We start from the raw sequence: 15412 nt of genomic DNA, 5'->3' as shown, positions 1-15412 counted from the left end.
AGTGATCTGCAGGATGAATCCAAACAGAACCGTCTTTTGGAACTTGCATCGCAGGTTGGCTCCGGCACTTTGTCCACGGGACAGTTTGCTTCCGAAGTCCTGGACTTGATGGGCGGGATCGGGACAGCTTCTTTCCCTCAACTGCGGCTGGCCATGACTCAAGAAGCTTTGTACAAGCAGCTCGATCTCCAGATTCTCAGCGCAGAAAAGGAAGCTCTCGAGGAGAGCTTGATCCTGGGGCTCCTGGAATATCCGGCACAGCGGCAGTTTTACCAAGGCGCTGAAAACCTGAGACTTGTCGCCACCGTGATGGCAGCCGAGGCAAGTCCCCGTCAGTGGTCCCGATATGTTGAGACGGTCCAAGGGCAAAGCCTGGCGCAACTCTGGGAAGAGCAGCGCAGTCTGGCAAGGAAGGCAGGAGTCGCGATGCGGGAGCCTTCTGCGGAGAACTTTGGGCAGTGGGCGGAGCTGCGGCAGGAGTGCGAGGCCTTTTACGAAAGCGCGTTGGAACGCAACCTGCCCTTGGTTGAGAACACGTTGCAGGTCTTGGATGAATCCGGGCAGAAGACAGCCTTCTTGGTGACCGGCGGCTTTCACAGTGTGGGCATTGAAGAGCTGCTTCAAGAACAACGCATCTCCCACGTGGTGGTTGCGCCGCGCGTGACAGACCTCAGTGTGCCCACGCTGTACCTGGAACGCATGCTGCAGCAGGAGATCGCCCCGCGCCAGACCATTGCGTTTACCACGCAGCTTCTTCAAAACCAGGGTAATGTCATCACAGAACCTCAGATTACCTACCGGGAGTTTTTAGGAGAGGCCTATGATTTGATGTCGATGCTCGGAAGCCGTTCCGAATCTGAAGTCCAAGCAACGCTGCTCGAATGGAGCCGTCTCTTGGCAAGAAGTATCTTGCGCGACACACGCTTCAGTACCCGCGCAAGACTCCGCTATTTGGTGATCCTCGCGTGGATGTCTTCGCCTGAGGATTCCGATGCAGAAGCGCTTGCCCAAGCTCTCGGCTTTGAGGATAAGTCTGATCTTGCCGAATTCTTGGATGTGAAAGCTGCAGAACGCGGCAGGGCTATGAAGGAAAAGCTGCGAGTTGTGGCACCCGGAACCTTTGAGGGCGTGCAGCAGTTCGTGGAAACCCTGCTTCCTGCTCTCATAAATAGAAGTCCAGCAGAACAGAATGGGCCTCAGTTGGAGGAACGTTTGTTTTGCTGCGCATTGGATGCTTTGGCAGAGGCAGCAATGAATGGAAGAGGGGGGGAGAGTCTTTCCAAATCGAAGGAAGGTTTTGTGGCCTTGACCCGGTGGTTGGTCAACTCATTCATTCAGGCTGTGCCCGGAGATCGTTTGGATGATGCGGAGACTCGTAAGAGATACCTGGCAGCTGTGACTTTTGTGTCTGATGCATTGATCGAATCCCTCACCGGAGAGTCCCGGCAGGGAGGGGTGGAAAACACCTCCGCATTTGCTATGCAAGTGGCGGCTGGTCTTTCGCAGCGGGCAGACTACCACCTGGCTTTGATAAATCCGGCGGAGGGATTTCAACGGGACCTGTTGGATCCGGGCACTGATGCCGCCAGACAGATGGAATTGTGGTACGGAGCTTTTGTGCATACGCGTACGGCGGATGGAGAACATTGGGAGTATGTTGAGAACGCGGAGCAATGGGATCAACTCGCAGGCCAGGGAAAGATGCCCACAGGCTATGTCCTGACCACAAGCACAGTCTTCGCCCAGTCCCACCCGTCAGACAAACAGCCTTGGGAAATCTGGGGTGCGGCGCCGGCCTCGAGGGAACCATCGGGCGCTATAACGCGGTCGTCCCCTCTGTTTTACGCAGCACTCAAACCATGGGGGCCGCGAGATCTTCAAGAGGCATCAGGACAGCTCAAACGATACACACCTGAGCAGTTCTATGCAGCCATTACTCAGTCTGACGCGTCAAAGGTTGATTTCGAAACCGCAGCCCAACGTATCCGTGGCTTGGGTGCCTGGGTTGATGAGGGAAAACGAACAGTGACAGATGCGGATCGGGAGACGGTGCCGGAGATGCTTGAGGAAATGGCTCAGCTGCTTGAGGAGGCAGCAAGAGGGGAGGGCGTTCTCGCGAACGTTGTCATCTATGAAGCCATCTTAGGGAAGGAATCTCCTGCATATCACGGTTTTCTGCCGGATGGGCAGCGGGTGATTGTTATCAATAAGGAGTATAGGTTTGGGGCAGCAGAAACAGAAGACAAGAGCGAAGAGGGGCGTAATCAAGCTCTTTACCATAAACTCAGGACTCTGGTGTGGATTGCTAGAATTGGTCTAAGACATACCATTGCTACGGATTACGATGCCTATCTGCCGGAGTTCTATGCCAGACAGGCCGCCTCATTGAGTGATGTAGAGGTGTTGGCTCATTGGTTGGCCTCTGGCGAGGAAACCCTTGTCACTGGCGGGAGACACAGCGTCTTTGGGTTTGATCAGATACAGCGCTTGATTCCGCTGTTTAGCGAACAGAGTTATTACCATTTAATGGGGATGGTCAATGAATTCGAAGAGGGGTATAGAGCCGCAAATCAGCACATGGCCATGGCAAGGTACTTTGTTGATTTCTACGGAGATCTGCGCGCCACAACCATGCTGGATCGAGTCATTGAAAGAGAACAGGAAGTTACACTGCTCCTTCGAGGAATGGCTGAAAGAGTTTTAAGCCGTGACGTGCCGCTCACAATCCAAAACCAACTGGCAAGGGGACCACTGGGAGGAAATGCGGTGCGCCGAGTACAAGGTTTAGACCCGGCGAGTTTCCATAAGGCATGCTCCTTACTCAGTCCATCAAACGTTCAGGAATTCGGTATGGTTGTTCGCCAACTTATGGTTCTTTCTGACGATGAAGGGTTAGTGAGAAAGCTCTTTGTTGAAAATCCTCAGGCATTTGTGGAGGCTGTAATTGGCTACATGGAAAACCGGGACAGGCTTTGCGAGATTCTCGAAATCAAAGACGGGGCAGTGATTCTGCAGGTGCTTTTAGATGTGGGATTTGCCGAATTTGCCAATGCGATGCATACCTTCGGGCGTTTACGGGAACGGGGTGAAGAGAATATTGTCGCTGCGAATCAGTGGTTGATCGAGCATGTGGGGCCGAGAGCCGTGCGCGAGGTGTTTTCTGCTCGCCCACGTCAATGGGTGAGCGGGATGTGGTCGCTGGCTTCTCTGGCTTCTGAAGGGCTGGATTCCGATGAAGTGGTAGGGGCGTTTAATCAGTTGAATGAAATAGGTGACCTTGGCCAATTTAGGATTCTGTATTTACGAAGTCCCGCCGGAGCTTGCGAGGCTCTGGCCACCATTGTGGAGGCAGGTTCAGAGCGTTTCAGCCGTCACTACCGGATGCTTGTTGATCGGGGCTTGCAAGGGCAACTCGCCCGGACCATAGCCGCAGATCCTTCAGGCTGGGCCAAGGTATTCAATGAACTGACTGAATTGGACCCGGAATCAGAGCAGCCCCGGTTCAGTGATGAGGAGATCGAGAAGGGGTGGACGCGGCTCCGGGCTATTGTGGGAGAGCCCGAACTGATCAGAGGCTTTGAACAAGATTCCTTGGGAGTTCTGGGGCTGCTACGCTCCATCCTAAAGCTGGGATCCGACAACTTTGAGAGATTTGTCAAAGAAGTCCTGAGTGAGCCGGTATTCAAACAGTCATTCATAGCAGACCCTCAAGGTGCAGACAGAGTGTTGATGCGTGTTCTTGTCGGAGGAATCTTTTCATCAGAGTCAATCTCTGAGGTGGTCAATCGTCTAATTCGGCGCGCCACAGAGGGCCCGTACGCGGGTCTTTTTAAGACAATGAGTAGAGACGCTTGCCTTGCCGGGGCTCAAAACACTTGGCTTCTGGGTCTTTGGGGAGCTGATCGTCGTTTTGAAGAGTTGATGCAAGCCTGGGAACAAGCAAAGAGTTTCTGGACTCCGGACAGAGTTGCTGAACTTGGTGGAGTTTCAGTAATGGAATCAAAGGGAGCTGCTTGGGGGCGGGTATTGGGGGATCTTCTCACATCGAGCGGAGATGACTTTGCGCATGCTTGGCAAAGGCTCGGAGATGAACCGGAGTTGCTGCTCAACCTGACGATGCTGGAAGAGGGGCCGTTCTTGACTAAGATGCTTGACCGTCGTGTCCCCCAGGAAGAGCGAGACCATTACATGAAGGCGCACTGCTTGCTGAGTCTTGCGGCGGCACTGAAGCATCTTGAAAGCAACAGTTATTGGAAGAACTCCTTTGATGACTTAGAGTTCCGGTTTAAATTTATCGCCATGGAAATCTTGGCAAATGCGCACATCGAGGAGGGTTCCGATAACGCAAGCATGGCACTGGACTTCGGGGACCTGATGCTCCGCGAAGGCGATACCTTCATGGCTATTCTCACTGAAGGCCACGAGTTGGGGCACCTTCAGCCTGACCCGCGGCACCGGGTGAGTTATCTCATAGGGACCATGCCCCCATCTATTGCGGCAGCACAGGAAAGAATCGGAGATTTACACGCATTTGCCCTTGCCGAGGCGACGGGGCAGGAGGCAAGAATCGAAGAGTGGATCCTTGCTGAGGGTTTCGAGCATTACCACCTGGTTCAGTTGGAGGAACGTTTTCGCAGGCAGCGGGAAGAACATAAGGAGGCAAGAGCCGGCATGTGGCGGCTTCTGATCGATGCTTCGGATAGGAGAGAGACACTCAAAGATCTTTGGCTGAATACGTTGATCGTGGCCTTGGAGCGCTATGACGAGGTCCAACCGGGTTGGGGTCTGAATGCTTTGGAGATGTGGGAGCAGAGGGTATCCGCTGAGGGCATCCGGAGAGCCAGGGAGCAGTGGTGGTCTGATGTTCTCCCGAAAATCAATGAAACCCTGGCATATGGAATTGATGCGGTAAGAGAGCTGCAGTCCAAATTCAGGCAGACAGGTCAACTGTTTCTTTCCCCACAGGGTAATCATTCGCTGGAAGATGTTCCGTTATCCTTGGAGCAGTTGCTTGTGGAGGCCCAAGGGGTTCGGTTGAAATTGTTGAACGTTTTCCATGTTATTATTCACCACGAGGAACTGCCTTCTGCGCCGATCGAAAGTACGGAAGTCCTTCTTCACTGGCCTGTATTCAATCTTATTAGTGAGATTGAACACTTTCTCCAGAGTGGAGATATTGATGCAGTGGGACGATGGATCGAGGACCCCCGTGGCCCCGTTCAGGATCTAGATGATGTTATCCGGAGTCTGACTGATATAGGACGTATGTATGCCTATGAAGAAATGCCGGTTATTGAAGCCCGCGGGATCATCCAGCATTTGCTGTTGCAAGGGGTGCCTATCTTAGCTGGCGCGGAGCAAGTCTTGGACGAAGCCGGCCCCAACGGCTATGTGCGGCTGCGGATTCTCAGGCGTGGCATTGAAGTGAGACCCGCTACTTCGAACGGACACGCCATAGACCACCTTGTCGGGGAGGCCTCGGGGGCTGAAGCCTTGTCCTCCAGCCTTTAACCTAGGGACGGTTCTCGCCAACCCTTTACCCACCAACCATTTCCGTGAGGTCCGTCCCCTCATCCCTCAGCCTGGACACCCCTCTTCCTTGGCGTTATACTAGGGAACTTATTCGAGCGAGTACTTTGTCACCTGCGGGTTGAGCGGGTGTCAGGCACCCGTTCTGGAGGAAGGGACACATCTCCTTCAGAGATCTGTCCCTGAAGAATCGGAGATCCTATGGGTTTAGGAGCCCCAATCGAATACGGGGCCATTCTTATATTCGGAGCTTTTTCCCTGGCAGTCGCCCTGGCGCTTCTGAGCCTGGCGGTTTTCTTTGGCCCGCGCAAGCCCAACCCTGCCAAGATGCTTCCCTATGAATGCGGTAAGACTCCCTTTGCGTTGCCGCGGGGCAAATACTCGGTCAAGTTTTATGTGGTGGCCATGCTTTTCGTCATTTTCGATGTGGAGGTGATCTTTTTGTTTCCCTGGGCTGTGGTGTTCCGGGACCTGGGGATTTACGGGTACCTGGCCATGCTGCTCTTCCTATGGACTTTGGCGGAGGGATTTATCTACGCGTGGCGCAAAGGCGCGTTGGATTGGAGCTAATTCATGGCTAACGAATCCGCACTCTCATTTCTTACTTCTAAATTAGACAGCGCGATTGGCTGGGCGCGGAAGTATTCCATTTTCCAATACCCCTTTGTCACCGCTTGTTGCGGCATGGAATACATGGCCACCGCCTGCTCGCACTACGATATCGACCGCTTTGGCGCGGGCTTCCCGCGCTTCTCGCCGCGCCAGTCCGACGTGCTCTTTGTGGTGGGCACGATCAGCCACAAGATGGCGCCCGTCCTGAAGGAGATTTACGACCAGATGTGCGAGCCGAAATGGGTGGTTGCTTTCGGCGTTTGCACTTGCACGGGCGGGTTTTACGACAACTACTCCACGGTACAGGGCATTGACACGATCATTCCCGTGGATATTTACATTCCCGGTTGTCCTCCCCGTCCTGAAAATGTCCTGGACGGGCTGATGAAGCTCCAGGACAAAATCCAACACGTTAAAGTGGCATAACACCATGGCCTCCCCGGATAAAATCATTCAGACTCTCAAAGACAAATTCCCCAAGAAGCTGCTGGGCACACGCGTCTGGCGCAGCGAGGCCACTGTCACTCTGGAGCCGGGGCTCCTGGTGGATGTGTGCCGTTTCTTGAAGGCAGACCCGCAGATGCGTTTTAACATACTCCGGGATTTGACGGCCGTGGATTACGAAACATTTTGGAATGGCACCAGCGGCCGCGCATCGCTCACGGCCTTTGGTTCCCCCTTGCCGCCTGAGGCGCACACACGCCCGGCTGAGGACGAAGGCGGGTGGAGCACAGAGGCGGGCAAGCGCTGGCGCTTCGAAGTCGTCTACCATTTATTCTCTTTGCCCAAGAAGCACCGCGTGCGTTTGAAGGTGCCGCTCCCGCGCCGGAATCCCAGCGTGCCGACGCTGGCCGGCGTGTGGCTCAGCGCCAATTGGTATGAGCGCGAGGTGTGGGACATGTTTGGTATCCATTTTGAGGGCCACCCGGATCTGAAACGTCTTTTGATGTATGAGGAATTTGAGGGGCATCCTTTGCGGAAGGATTATCCCTACGACCGGCGGCAACCGCTGATCGGGCCGCAGAATTGACGATGAACGACGCAACCGAAACCCGCACCATGCTATTGAATGTCGGCCCTTCCCATCCGGCCATGCACGGCGTCATCCGCCTGATCATGGAGCTGGACGGCGAGAAGATCGTGGGCACGGAAGTGGAGATCGGCTACCTGCACCGCGCTTTTGAGAAAAGCTGCGAACAGGTGGGCTGGCAGCAGGTCTTTCCCTATACAGACCGGCTCAACTATGTTTCCCCGCTCATCAATAACGTGGGCTATGCCATGGCCGTGGAAAAGCTCATGGGCATTGAGGCCCCGGAGCGCGCGGAATACATTCGCACGATCATGAGCGAGCTGTCCCGTGTGTCCGATCACCTCACGTGCGTCGGGGCTTCGGCTATGGAGCTGGGAGCTTTCACGGTCTTCCTCTATATGATTAAAGCGCGTGAATACATGTGGGAGCTGATCGAGCAGGTCTGCGGGGCGCGGCTCACCATCAGCTATGCGCGCGTGGGCGGCGTGAAAGCGGATTTGCCCGGGGGTTTTGCGGAGCGCGCGCGCGCGGCCTCAGATAAGGTGCTTGCTGTGCTCAGCGACGTGGACAAGCTGGTGACGCGCAACCGCATTTTTGTGGATCGTTTGAGCGGCACCGGAGTGATCTCGCAGGAACTTGCCCTGGAGTATGCGATCAGCGGGCCGTTCCTGCGCTCCACCGGCGTGGACTATGACGTGCGCAAGGACCAACCGTATTCGGTTTACGACCGGCTGGATTTTGATGTGCCTGTGGGAACCAAGGGCGACAACTATGACCGCTATTTGTGCCGCATGGAAGAGATGCGCCAATCTTTGCGCATTGTGCGGCAGTGTCTGGAGCAGATGCCCAAAGGACCTGTGAGTTTGGACCGGAAGAAGATGGATGCTGCGCAAATGGTGGACGAAGCGAAGATAGGCCGTACCGAGGGCTTTCATCAGGTTGAGGTTGCGGCGGATCCCACTCTGGAGGGCGGGCAGCGCGGGCCGCATGAGCAGGTGCGTACGGAAAGCCGCGGCGTGAGTTTGCCTTCCAAGGAAGAGACCTACGGCAATATTGAAGGCCTCATGAATCACTTTAAGCTCATTATGCTGGGGCACGGGGTGATCCCGCCGCGCGGCGAGGTGTACCACGCGGTGGAGGGTGCCAACGGGGAGCTTGGTTTTTACGTGGTGAGCGACGGCACGGATTATCCGTATCGCGTGCGCGTGCATCCGCCTTGCCTGCCCATTATGCAGGCCTTGCCGGATATCTTGAGGGGAGAGCAGATGGCGGATGTGGTCGCGACCTTCGGGTCCGTGAACATGATTGCCGGGGAGTTGGACCGGTGAATCCTTCGCCAACCTTATCGTCTGAGGAACGCGCAATTCGTTTGGCGGCATTGACTGAGCGCGCGGAGAATCTGATTGCCAAGTATGACACCAAACGCGCGGCTATTCTGCCGGTACTCCATATCGCGCAGGAATCCCTGGGTTGGGTGAGCCCCGAAGCCGAGGAATGGGCCGGCCAATTGATCGGCATTTCTTTGGCGCATGTGCGCGAGGTCGTGAGTTTTTATACGTTGTTCAACCGGCAACCCATAGGCAAGTATCACATCCAGGTGTGCGGCAACATGAGTTGCGATTTGCTGGGCTCCAGCTCTGTGGTGGATTATTTGAAAGAGAAGCTGGAGATCCAGCCGGGCGGCACCACGGCTGACGGCAAGTTCACGCTCTCCACAGTCGAGTGCCTGGGCGCTTGCGAGGCAGGGCCTATGATGCAGATTAACGATCATTACTACGGCCCGCTCACGCCGCAACGCATTGATGAGATTTTGGATGGGTTGGAGTAGATGCCAAAACCACTGAACCACCTCTCAGCTAGATTTCACGTTAACGGCGGCCACACACTCAAGGTCTATAAGGAGTGTCACGGCTACGAGGGCGCGCAAAAGGCCATGGCCATGCAGCCCGATGCCGTGATCGAAGAGGTCAAGGCCTCCAACCTGCGCGGCCTGGGCGGCGCGGGTTTCCCCACGGGCGTGAAGTGGAGCTTTGTGCCCAAGACCACGAGCGTGCCCAAATACCTTGTCATTAACGCGGACGAGGGCGAACCCGGCACCTTTAAGGACAAATATATTTTGGAGCGCGATCCTCACGCATTGATCGAGGGCATGATTATTGCCGCCTTCGCAATCCAGGCGCACAAGGCCTACATCTATATAAGGGGCGAATATGTGCAGCCCATGAAACGCGTGCGTGCGGCCGTGGAGGAGGCCTATGCGAACGGTCTGATCGGCGAGAAGACCCTGGGCCAGGATTTTAAATTGGATATTGTGGTGCACCCGGGCGCGGGCGCGTACATTTGCGGGGAAGAAACGGCGCTTCTGTCTTCTTTGGAAGGCGGCAAAGGCCAACCCAAGCTTAAGCCTCCGTTCCCGGCGATCAAAGGACTTTTTGACTGCCCAACTGTGGTCAACAATGTGGAGACCATTGCGTGTTTGCCCTTGATATTCCGGAATGGGGCCAAGTGGTTTGCGGACTTGGGCTCGGAAAAAAACGGCGGAACCCACCTTTTTTGTTTAAGCGGTCATGTGGAGCGGCCCGGGGTTTACGAATTGCCCATGGGTACGCCGCTTCGGGAGCTCATTTACGAGCACGGCGGCGGCGTCCGGGGAGGGCGCGATCTCAAGGCTGTGATCCCGGGCGGGATCAGCGCGAAGATCCTCAATGCTGACGAAATTGATGTGAACTTGGATTATGACCAGATCCGCGCGGCAGGTACAATGCTGGGTTCAGGCGGAGTCATTGTGATGGACGAGACTACGGACATGGTGCGGGCTCTGTGGGTGGCGAGCCGTTTCTTTCACCACGAGTCCTGCGGGCAGTGTTCGCCCTGCCGCGAAGGCACGGGCTGGATCCACCGGGTGATTGACCGTATGGCGCGCGGCATGGGGCGCATCGGGGATTTGGATCTGCTCTTGGACGTGTCTTCAAATATGGAAGGCCGCACTATTTGCGTGTTTGCGGATGCCGCGGCCTGGCCGGTCCAGAGCTATATCGAAAAATTCCGCGCGGAATTCGAAGAACATATCCGGAGCGGCAGGTCGATCATTGCGAGCGAGTCAAAGGGGTGTTTGACACCAGAGCATGCCGTCATCCCCGCGCAGGCGGGGATCCACTTGAATGACTGAAGGTAACTAGATTCCCGCTTCCGCGGGAATGACAAACAAAACGACAGACATTGAGTACAGACTTAATCCAACTCAACATTGACGGAAAGCATGTCGAAGTGCCCAAGGGCACTACGGTGATCCAGGCCGCCCACAAAGCGGGCAGCGAGGTGCCCTTCTACTGTTATCATCCCGGACTGTCCATTGCGGGCAACTGCCGTATTTGTCTGGTGGAAATCGAGGGCGTGCCCAAACTGCAGATCGCCTGCAATACGCCCGCGACCGACGGTATGGTGGTCTATACCCAAAACGCCAAGGTGCGCAAGGCGCGCCAGGATGTGCTGGAGTTTTTGCTCGTCAATCATCCTCTGGACTGTCCGGTGTGCGATCAGGCAGGAGAGTGCTGGCTCCAGGACTATTACATGCAGCACGGCCAGTACCAGGCGCGCATGGATGAGAATAAGGTCAAGAAAACAAAGAAGGCCACGCACATAGGCAAAGAGGTGATGCTCGATCAAGAGCGCTGTATCCTGTGCAGCCGCTGTGTGCGTTTTTGTGACGAAATTACCGGGACCGGGGAACTGGGCATCTTTAATCGCGGGGACCATTCGGAAATCAACGTGTATCCGGGCAAATTGCTCGAAAGCGGATATTCCGGCAATGTCGTGGATATTTGTCCGGTGGGCGCGCTCACGGACAAGGATTTCCGTTTCCAGACGCGCGTGTGGTATTTGGCCAGCACGGATTCCGTGTGTCCCGGTTGCAGCCGGGGTTGCAACATTCAGGTTCACACCAAAAAGGATGTGGACCGCCATGCATTCAAGGCCCAGGGCCGGCGTGTGATCCGGCTCAAGCCGCGCACTAATCCGCTGGTCAACCGCTGGTGGATTTGCGACGAGGGACGCTACGGGTATCGCTTTGTGGACGAGGGGCGTTTGAGTGCGCTCAAGCAAGGCACCTGGGCAGAGAACTTGCAGCAATTAGCTGAGAGGATCAAAGAAGTAAAGAACAAGGGTAGTATTGTGGGCCTGCTGTCGCCGGGGCAGACGAATGAAAACCTGTTTGCCATGAAGAAGCTCTTTGAGGGCGCGAGTGCGAAAACCCTATGTGTGAGCCACACGGCTGCGGGCGAGGGGGATAACCTTCTCAAGACACCGGACAAAAACCCGAATCGCGCCGGGGCCGAGGCCCTGGGGCTGACGGTGATTGCCACGAACCAACTCCAGGGCGCGCTGTGTAATCGCGATATCGAGCTCTTGTGGGTTTGCGGCCAGGATATTGCGCGGATCCTCGGTGAAGAGCTTTTTTCCGAATTGCGCAAGCGCATGCGTTGGATGGTGTACCAAGGCTCCAATCAAAATGTGACCAGTGCCGCTGCCGACCAGGTGCTGCCCAGCACTGTGTATGTTGAAAACCAGGGCAGTTTTACCAATGTCGACGGACGCGTGCAGCGGCTTTGGCAAGCGCTTCGGCCTTTGGGCGAGGCGAGGCCGGATTGGCATACGGCAGCCGATTTGGCTGCGCGGCTGGAGCTCAAAGGTTTTGAGTGGCAGTCCGAAGAGATGATTTTTGAGAATCTGGCCGAAAAGGTGCCGTTTTTCTCGGGAATGAGCTACGAGGCTTTGGGTACCGGCGGGCTATTAGGGAAGACTGCGGCCTTGTCTTCCTGATTCGGCCTCCGTCATTGCGAACGAAGTGAAGCAATCTATGCTAGAGCAACTTGCAATTAAAACAGCGCTTTCGGTCATCATGGTGGCTTTTGTCATGAGCATTGCCGGGCTGCTGACCTGGGTGGAGCGCAAGCAATCCGCGGTCATGCAGGACCGCGTGGGCGCGAACCGGGCTTCCATTTTTGGGTTCCGGATTCTGGGGCTCTTTCATCCGATCGCGGATGTCATCAAGATGGTGATGAAGGAGGACTTCACGCCCAGCGGCGCGCAGCGTTTTCTGTTTACCTTGGCGCCGGTGGTGTCCGTGACATTCGCGATTGCCGCTGTGGCTGCAATCCCCTTTGGGCCGGAGCTTCAGGCTTTTGGCCGGACCATCAGTTTGCAGGTGGCGCAGCTTGATATCGGGTTGCTCTACATTTTTGCCATGATGTCTCTCGGAGTTTACGGCGTGATCCTGGCCGGGATTTCCTCAAACAACAATTACGCTTTCCTGGGCGGGCTGCGCGGGGCAAGCCAGATGCTTTCCTATGAGATCACCTTGGGTGTGGCGATCCTGGGCGCGGTCATGGTGTATAGCACTTTGGATCTGCAGGGAATGGTCATGGCCCAGGGCAAGCACCTGTGGGGGTTAATTCCCATGTGGGGAATTATTGTCCAGCCTGTGGGTGCACTGCTGTTTATGACTGCGGCCTTGGCCGAGACCAAGCGCATTCCCTTTGATCTGCCCGAAGGCGAGTCGGAGATTGTCGGGTACTTTGTGGAGTACAGCGGGATGAAGTTCGGAATGTTCTTCATGACCGACTTTATCGAGACCATCCTTGTGGCCATGATCATGACCACCGTGTTTTTCGGGGGGTGGCAGGTGCCTTGGCTTTTTGCCGACGGGATTCATTGGCCTTGGGGCGGGGTGGTGGCCATGAGTCACGGGGTCGTGGTCGGGCTCCAGGTGCTGAGTTTTGTTTTCAAAGTGGTTGCCTTTATCTGGTTTTTCATGATTATCCGGTGGACCTTGCCGCGCTTTCGCTATGACCAGCTGATGCGGCTGGGTTGGAAGTACATGTTCCCGGTTTCCCTGGCGAATATCGTGATCACCGGTCTTGTATTGGTACTTATCGGCTAGGAGCTATGCCTGCAAAAACCGTAACCGTACAACGCCCTGAACTCAACTTCTGGGAAAAAATCTATCTCCCCGAGATCTTTCGCGGCTTGTGGATCACGGCCTCGAAGTTCTGGCGCAATATCTTTGTGCACACCGCGCATCGATTGGGCCTGATGAAGAGTGTGGAGGCGGCGGTCACCATCCAGTATCCGGAAGAGATGCGGCCCACCTCCCCGCGTCTGCGCACGCGGCACCGGCTGACCCAGCGCGAAGACGGGAGCCCGCGCTGTGTGTCCTGCATGATGTGCGAGACCGTGTGCCCGGCCCACTGCATTTATATTGTGGCAGGGGAGCACCCGGATCCAAATGTGGAGAAGGCGCCCAAGAGCTTTGTGCTGGATTTAGGCAAGTGCGTGTACTGCGGATTTTGTGTGGAGGCTTGCCCTGAGGATGCGATCCGGATGGATACCCAGATCCACACCATTGCCGCCTACTCCCGCGAGGAGATGATCCTGGATATGCAGGAACTCCTCAATCCCTCGCCGGGCGGAATGCCCCAGAAGACCTTCTACGGCAAGAAGAGCTAAAGGCTCCGCCACAGCAGTCTCTCATTCCCGCGAAGGCAGGAATCCAGTCATAGGTGTTTTGCGCCACAGTTTGTTTCACGGTGTTCACGTTTCACGGTGCCAGGCACCGGTGCCTGGCACCAGTGCCTGGCACTGAAGTCCCAACCGGGTGTCACGCAGGTGTTATGGCGAGCAAAGCGTGGCCATCTTTGCAGAGTGCATAGGGTTTTCTAGTAGCCCGAAAATCACCATCTCCTGTTATTCCAATATGTTACAAGTAGGCCCGCTCCCTTGAAAGTGCGCCAAGGAATGGTACACTTTATAAATAAGTTGTATTTTGATAATTCACACCCCGTCAACTATGCATAACACGCGACGTTTTAACAGCTTAGTAGCATTCCTTCTGACCGGCATCTTTCTCCTGAGTAGCCTGGGGATCGGCCACGCCCTGCCCACTCGCCCTAATCCCCTATTCGCGGTGTCAGGCACTGGTGCCAGGCACCGGTGCCTGGCACCAGTGCCTGACACCGTACGTGTGCCGGAGGAGTATGGCCGCGTGGTGGAGTCGTATCGCGCGCCGGAAGGGGGCTCTTCGAAGCACATCCTTCATATCCAGGACATCCACGCGCACACGGAGGCGCAGACGAATTCGGCGCATCTTATAGAGCACTTGCAGCAGGAGTACGGAGTAGATCTGGTGGCTGTAGAAGGGGCGTTCGGGGATTTTGATCTACGATTCTTCCGGGCCTTTCCGGATGACGCCAAGACGCGGGAGCAAGTGGCCGGATATTTCTTTGAGAAGGGCCTGCTAACCGGCGCGGACTACCTGGCCATTACTTCTGAAAATCCCCCGACCTTGTACGGCATTGATGACGAGCAGCTCTATTTCGAACAGTTGGCTGTGTTCAAAAAGCGCTATTCGAATCAGAGTGATTTAGAGGATTTGTTAGAGCCGGTCGAACTTAGCATTGCCCAGCTCCAGAAGGAGATTTATTCGCCGCGTCTTCAGCAGTTCATTGACCGGGCTGAGGCCTTTGAGTCCGCAGACGCGGACTTGCGTGAATATGCGCAACACCTTGAGAGGCTGGCCAAGGAGCATTCGCTTCCTATCCAAGAGTCCAGCGACTTTAGTGCGTTGCTGCGCCTCGGAGAATTGGAGGGCCAGTTTGATCCGGACGGGGTCAAAGCGAAACTGCAAAAACTCGCTGATTCCGAGTCGCTCCAAGACCCCAGGATTTTGGAGGACCCTGAAATTCGGACCTACCTGGAATATGTGAAGCTCTCCCAGGCACTGGACACGCATGATCTGTTGTCCCAACTCAAGCAGCTCGAAGATCAGCTCGGGCTGGCTCTCTGTGGTAGCTCGGAAGAAAAAGACTTCCTATTAGCCTCGCGTTATCTTGGCAAGATGACCAAGCTCGCGGACTTTAAACTCAACCGCGAGGAGCTGTCAAAGTACCAATCGGGCGAGGGCCGCAACGAGCTCCAAAGCCTTGTCCCCAAGGCCATGTGGCCAGAGCTTGGCAAAGAACTCCAGTCCCTGGAAAAGTTCTACACCATCGCCTTTGACCGCGACCAGGCGATGGTCGAAAACGTATTGCAGGCCATGGAGCGCGAAGGGGTTGATACGGCTGTGCTGATCGGAGGAGGCTTCCATACCGAAGGCATGATGAAAGCCCTCGCCGCGCGCAACATTTCGTACACGGTCATCGCACCCAGAAGCACCACACCGCAGGATGAGGAGAAGTACCATGGGCT

The 15412-nt window shown here is 55.6% G+C and carries 11 protein-coding genes; all 11 read left to right on the top strand.

Going from position 1 to position 15412, the window contains the following annotated elements:
* The first annotated feature begins 69 nt into the window (after positions 1 to 69).
* Entirely contained in the window at positions 70 to 5511 is a 5442-nt protein-coding gene (locus JW937_06830; protein MBN1587126.1) for a hypothetical protein, read from the top strand.
* A 219-nt stretch (positions 5512 to 5730) separates the two neighbouring features.
* On the top strand, positions 5731 to 6099 hold the full coding sequence (locus JW937_06825; GenBank protein ID MBN1587125.1) for an NADH-quinone oxidoreductase subunit A: 369 nt from the start codon (positions 5731 to 5733) through the stop codon (positions 6097 to 6099).
* Between the two features lie 3 nt (positions 6100 to 6102).
* The gene (nuoB, locus tag JW937_06820) at positions 6103 to 6567 is read left to right on the top strand and encodes an NADH-quinone oxidoreductase subunit NuoB (protein ID MBN1587124.1); all 465 of its coding nucleotides are present in this window, start codon (positions 6103 to 6105) and stop codon (positions 6565 to 6567) included.
* A gap of 4 nt (positions 6568 to 6571) precedes the next feature.
* On the top strand, positions 6572 to 7171 hold the full coding sequence (locus JW937_06815; GenBank protein MBN1587123.1) for an NADH-quinone oxidoreductase subunit C: 600 nt from the start codon (positions 6572 to 6574) through the stop codon (positions 7169 to 7171).
* 2 nt (positions 7172 to 7173) lie between these two features.
* Positions 7174 to 8499 (top strand): NADH-quinone oxidoreductase subunit D, encoded by a 1326-nt coding sequence (locus JW937_06810; protein ID MBN1587122.1) that lies wholly within the window; start codon positions 7174 to 7176, stop codon positions 8497 to 8499.
* Positions 8500 to 8534: 35 nt separating this feature from the next.
* Complete coding sequence (gene nuoE / locus JW937_06805; protein ID MBN1587121.1) at positions 8535 to 8999, top strand: NADH-quinone oxidoreductase subunit NuoE; 465 nt, start codon at positions 8535 to 8537, stop codon at positions 8997 to 8999.
* Entirely contained in the window at positions 9000 to 10340 is a 1341-nt protein-coding gene (gene nuoF / locus JW937_06800; protein MBN1587120.1) for an NADH-quinone oxidoreductase subunit NuoF, read from the top strand.
* Between the two features lie 50 nt (positions 10341 to 10390).
* Positions 10391 to 11989 carry a (2Fe-2S)-binding protein gene (locus JW937_06795; protein MBN1587119.1) on the top strand — a complete coding sequence of 533 codons (1599 nt, stop codon included), beginning with the start codon at positions 10391 to 10393 and terminating at the stop codon, positions 11987 to 11989.
* Positions 11990 to 12026: 37 nt separating this feature from the next.
* Positions 12027 to 13109, top strand: a complete 1083-nt coding sequence (locus tag JW937_06790; GenBank protein MBN1587118.1) for an NADH-quinone oxidoreductase subunit H — start codon at positions 12027 to 12029, stop codon at positions 13107 to 13109.
* A 5-nt stretch (positions 13110 to 13114) separates the two neighbouring features.
* Positions 13115 to 13675 (top strand): NADH-quinone oxidoreductase subunit I, encoded by a 561-nt coding sequence (locus JW937_06785; GenBank protein ID MBN1587117.1) that lies wholly within the window; start codon positions 13115 to 13117, stop codon positions 13673 to 13675.
* A gap of 496 nt (positions 13676 to 14171) precedes the next feature.
* Positions 14172 to 15412 (top strand): hypothetical protein (locus JW937_06780; protein MBN1587116.1); only part of this gene is annotated, 1241 nt, incomplete at its 3' end.

The organism is Candidatus Omnitrophota bacterium (assembly GCA_016929445.1).
In the GTDB taxonomy this organism is placed as follows: domain Bacteria; phylum Omnitrophota; class Gorgyraeia; order JAFGIU01; family JAFGIU01; genus JAFGIU01.
Note: the sequence above shows the minus strand (reverse complement) of the source record. Positions and strands in the feature narration are given on the sequence as shown.

Excerpts from the sequence above, each read along its gene's own strand:
- JW937_06785 (MBN1587117.1), top strand. The coding sequence starts at position 13,115 with ATGCCTGCAAAAACCGTAACCGTACAACGCCCTGAACTCAACTTCTGG.
- nuoF (MBN1587120.1), top strand. The coding sequence starts at position 9,000 with ATGCCAAAACCACTGAACCACCTCTCAGCTAGATTTCACGTTAACGGC.
- nuoB (MBN1587124.1), top strand. The coding sequence starts at position 6,103 with ATGGCTAACGAATCCGCACTCTCATTTCTTACTTCTAAATTAGACAGC.
- JW937_06790 (MBN1587118.1), top strand. The coding sequence starts at position 12,027 with ATGCTAGAGCAACTTGCAATTAAAACAGCGCTTTCGGTCATCATGGTG.
- JW937_06825 (MBN1587125.1), top strand. The coding sequence starts at position 5,731 with ATGGGTTTAGGAGCCCCAATCGAATACGGGGCCATTCTTATATTCGGA.
- JW937_06810 (MBN1587122.1), top strand. The coding sequence starts at position 7,174 with ATGAACGACGCAACCGAAACCCGCACCATGCTATTGAATGTCGGCCCT.
- JW937_06815 (MBN1587123.1), top strand. The coding sequence starts at position 6,572 with ATGGCCTCCCCGGATAAAATCATTCAGACTCTCAAAGACAAATTCCCC.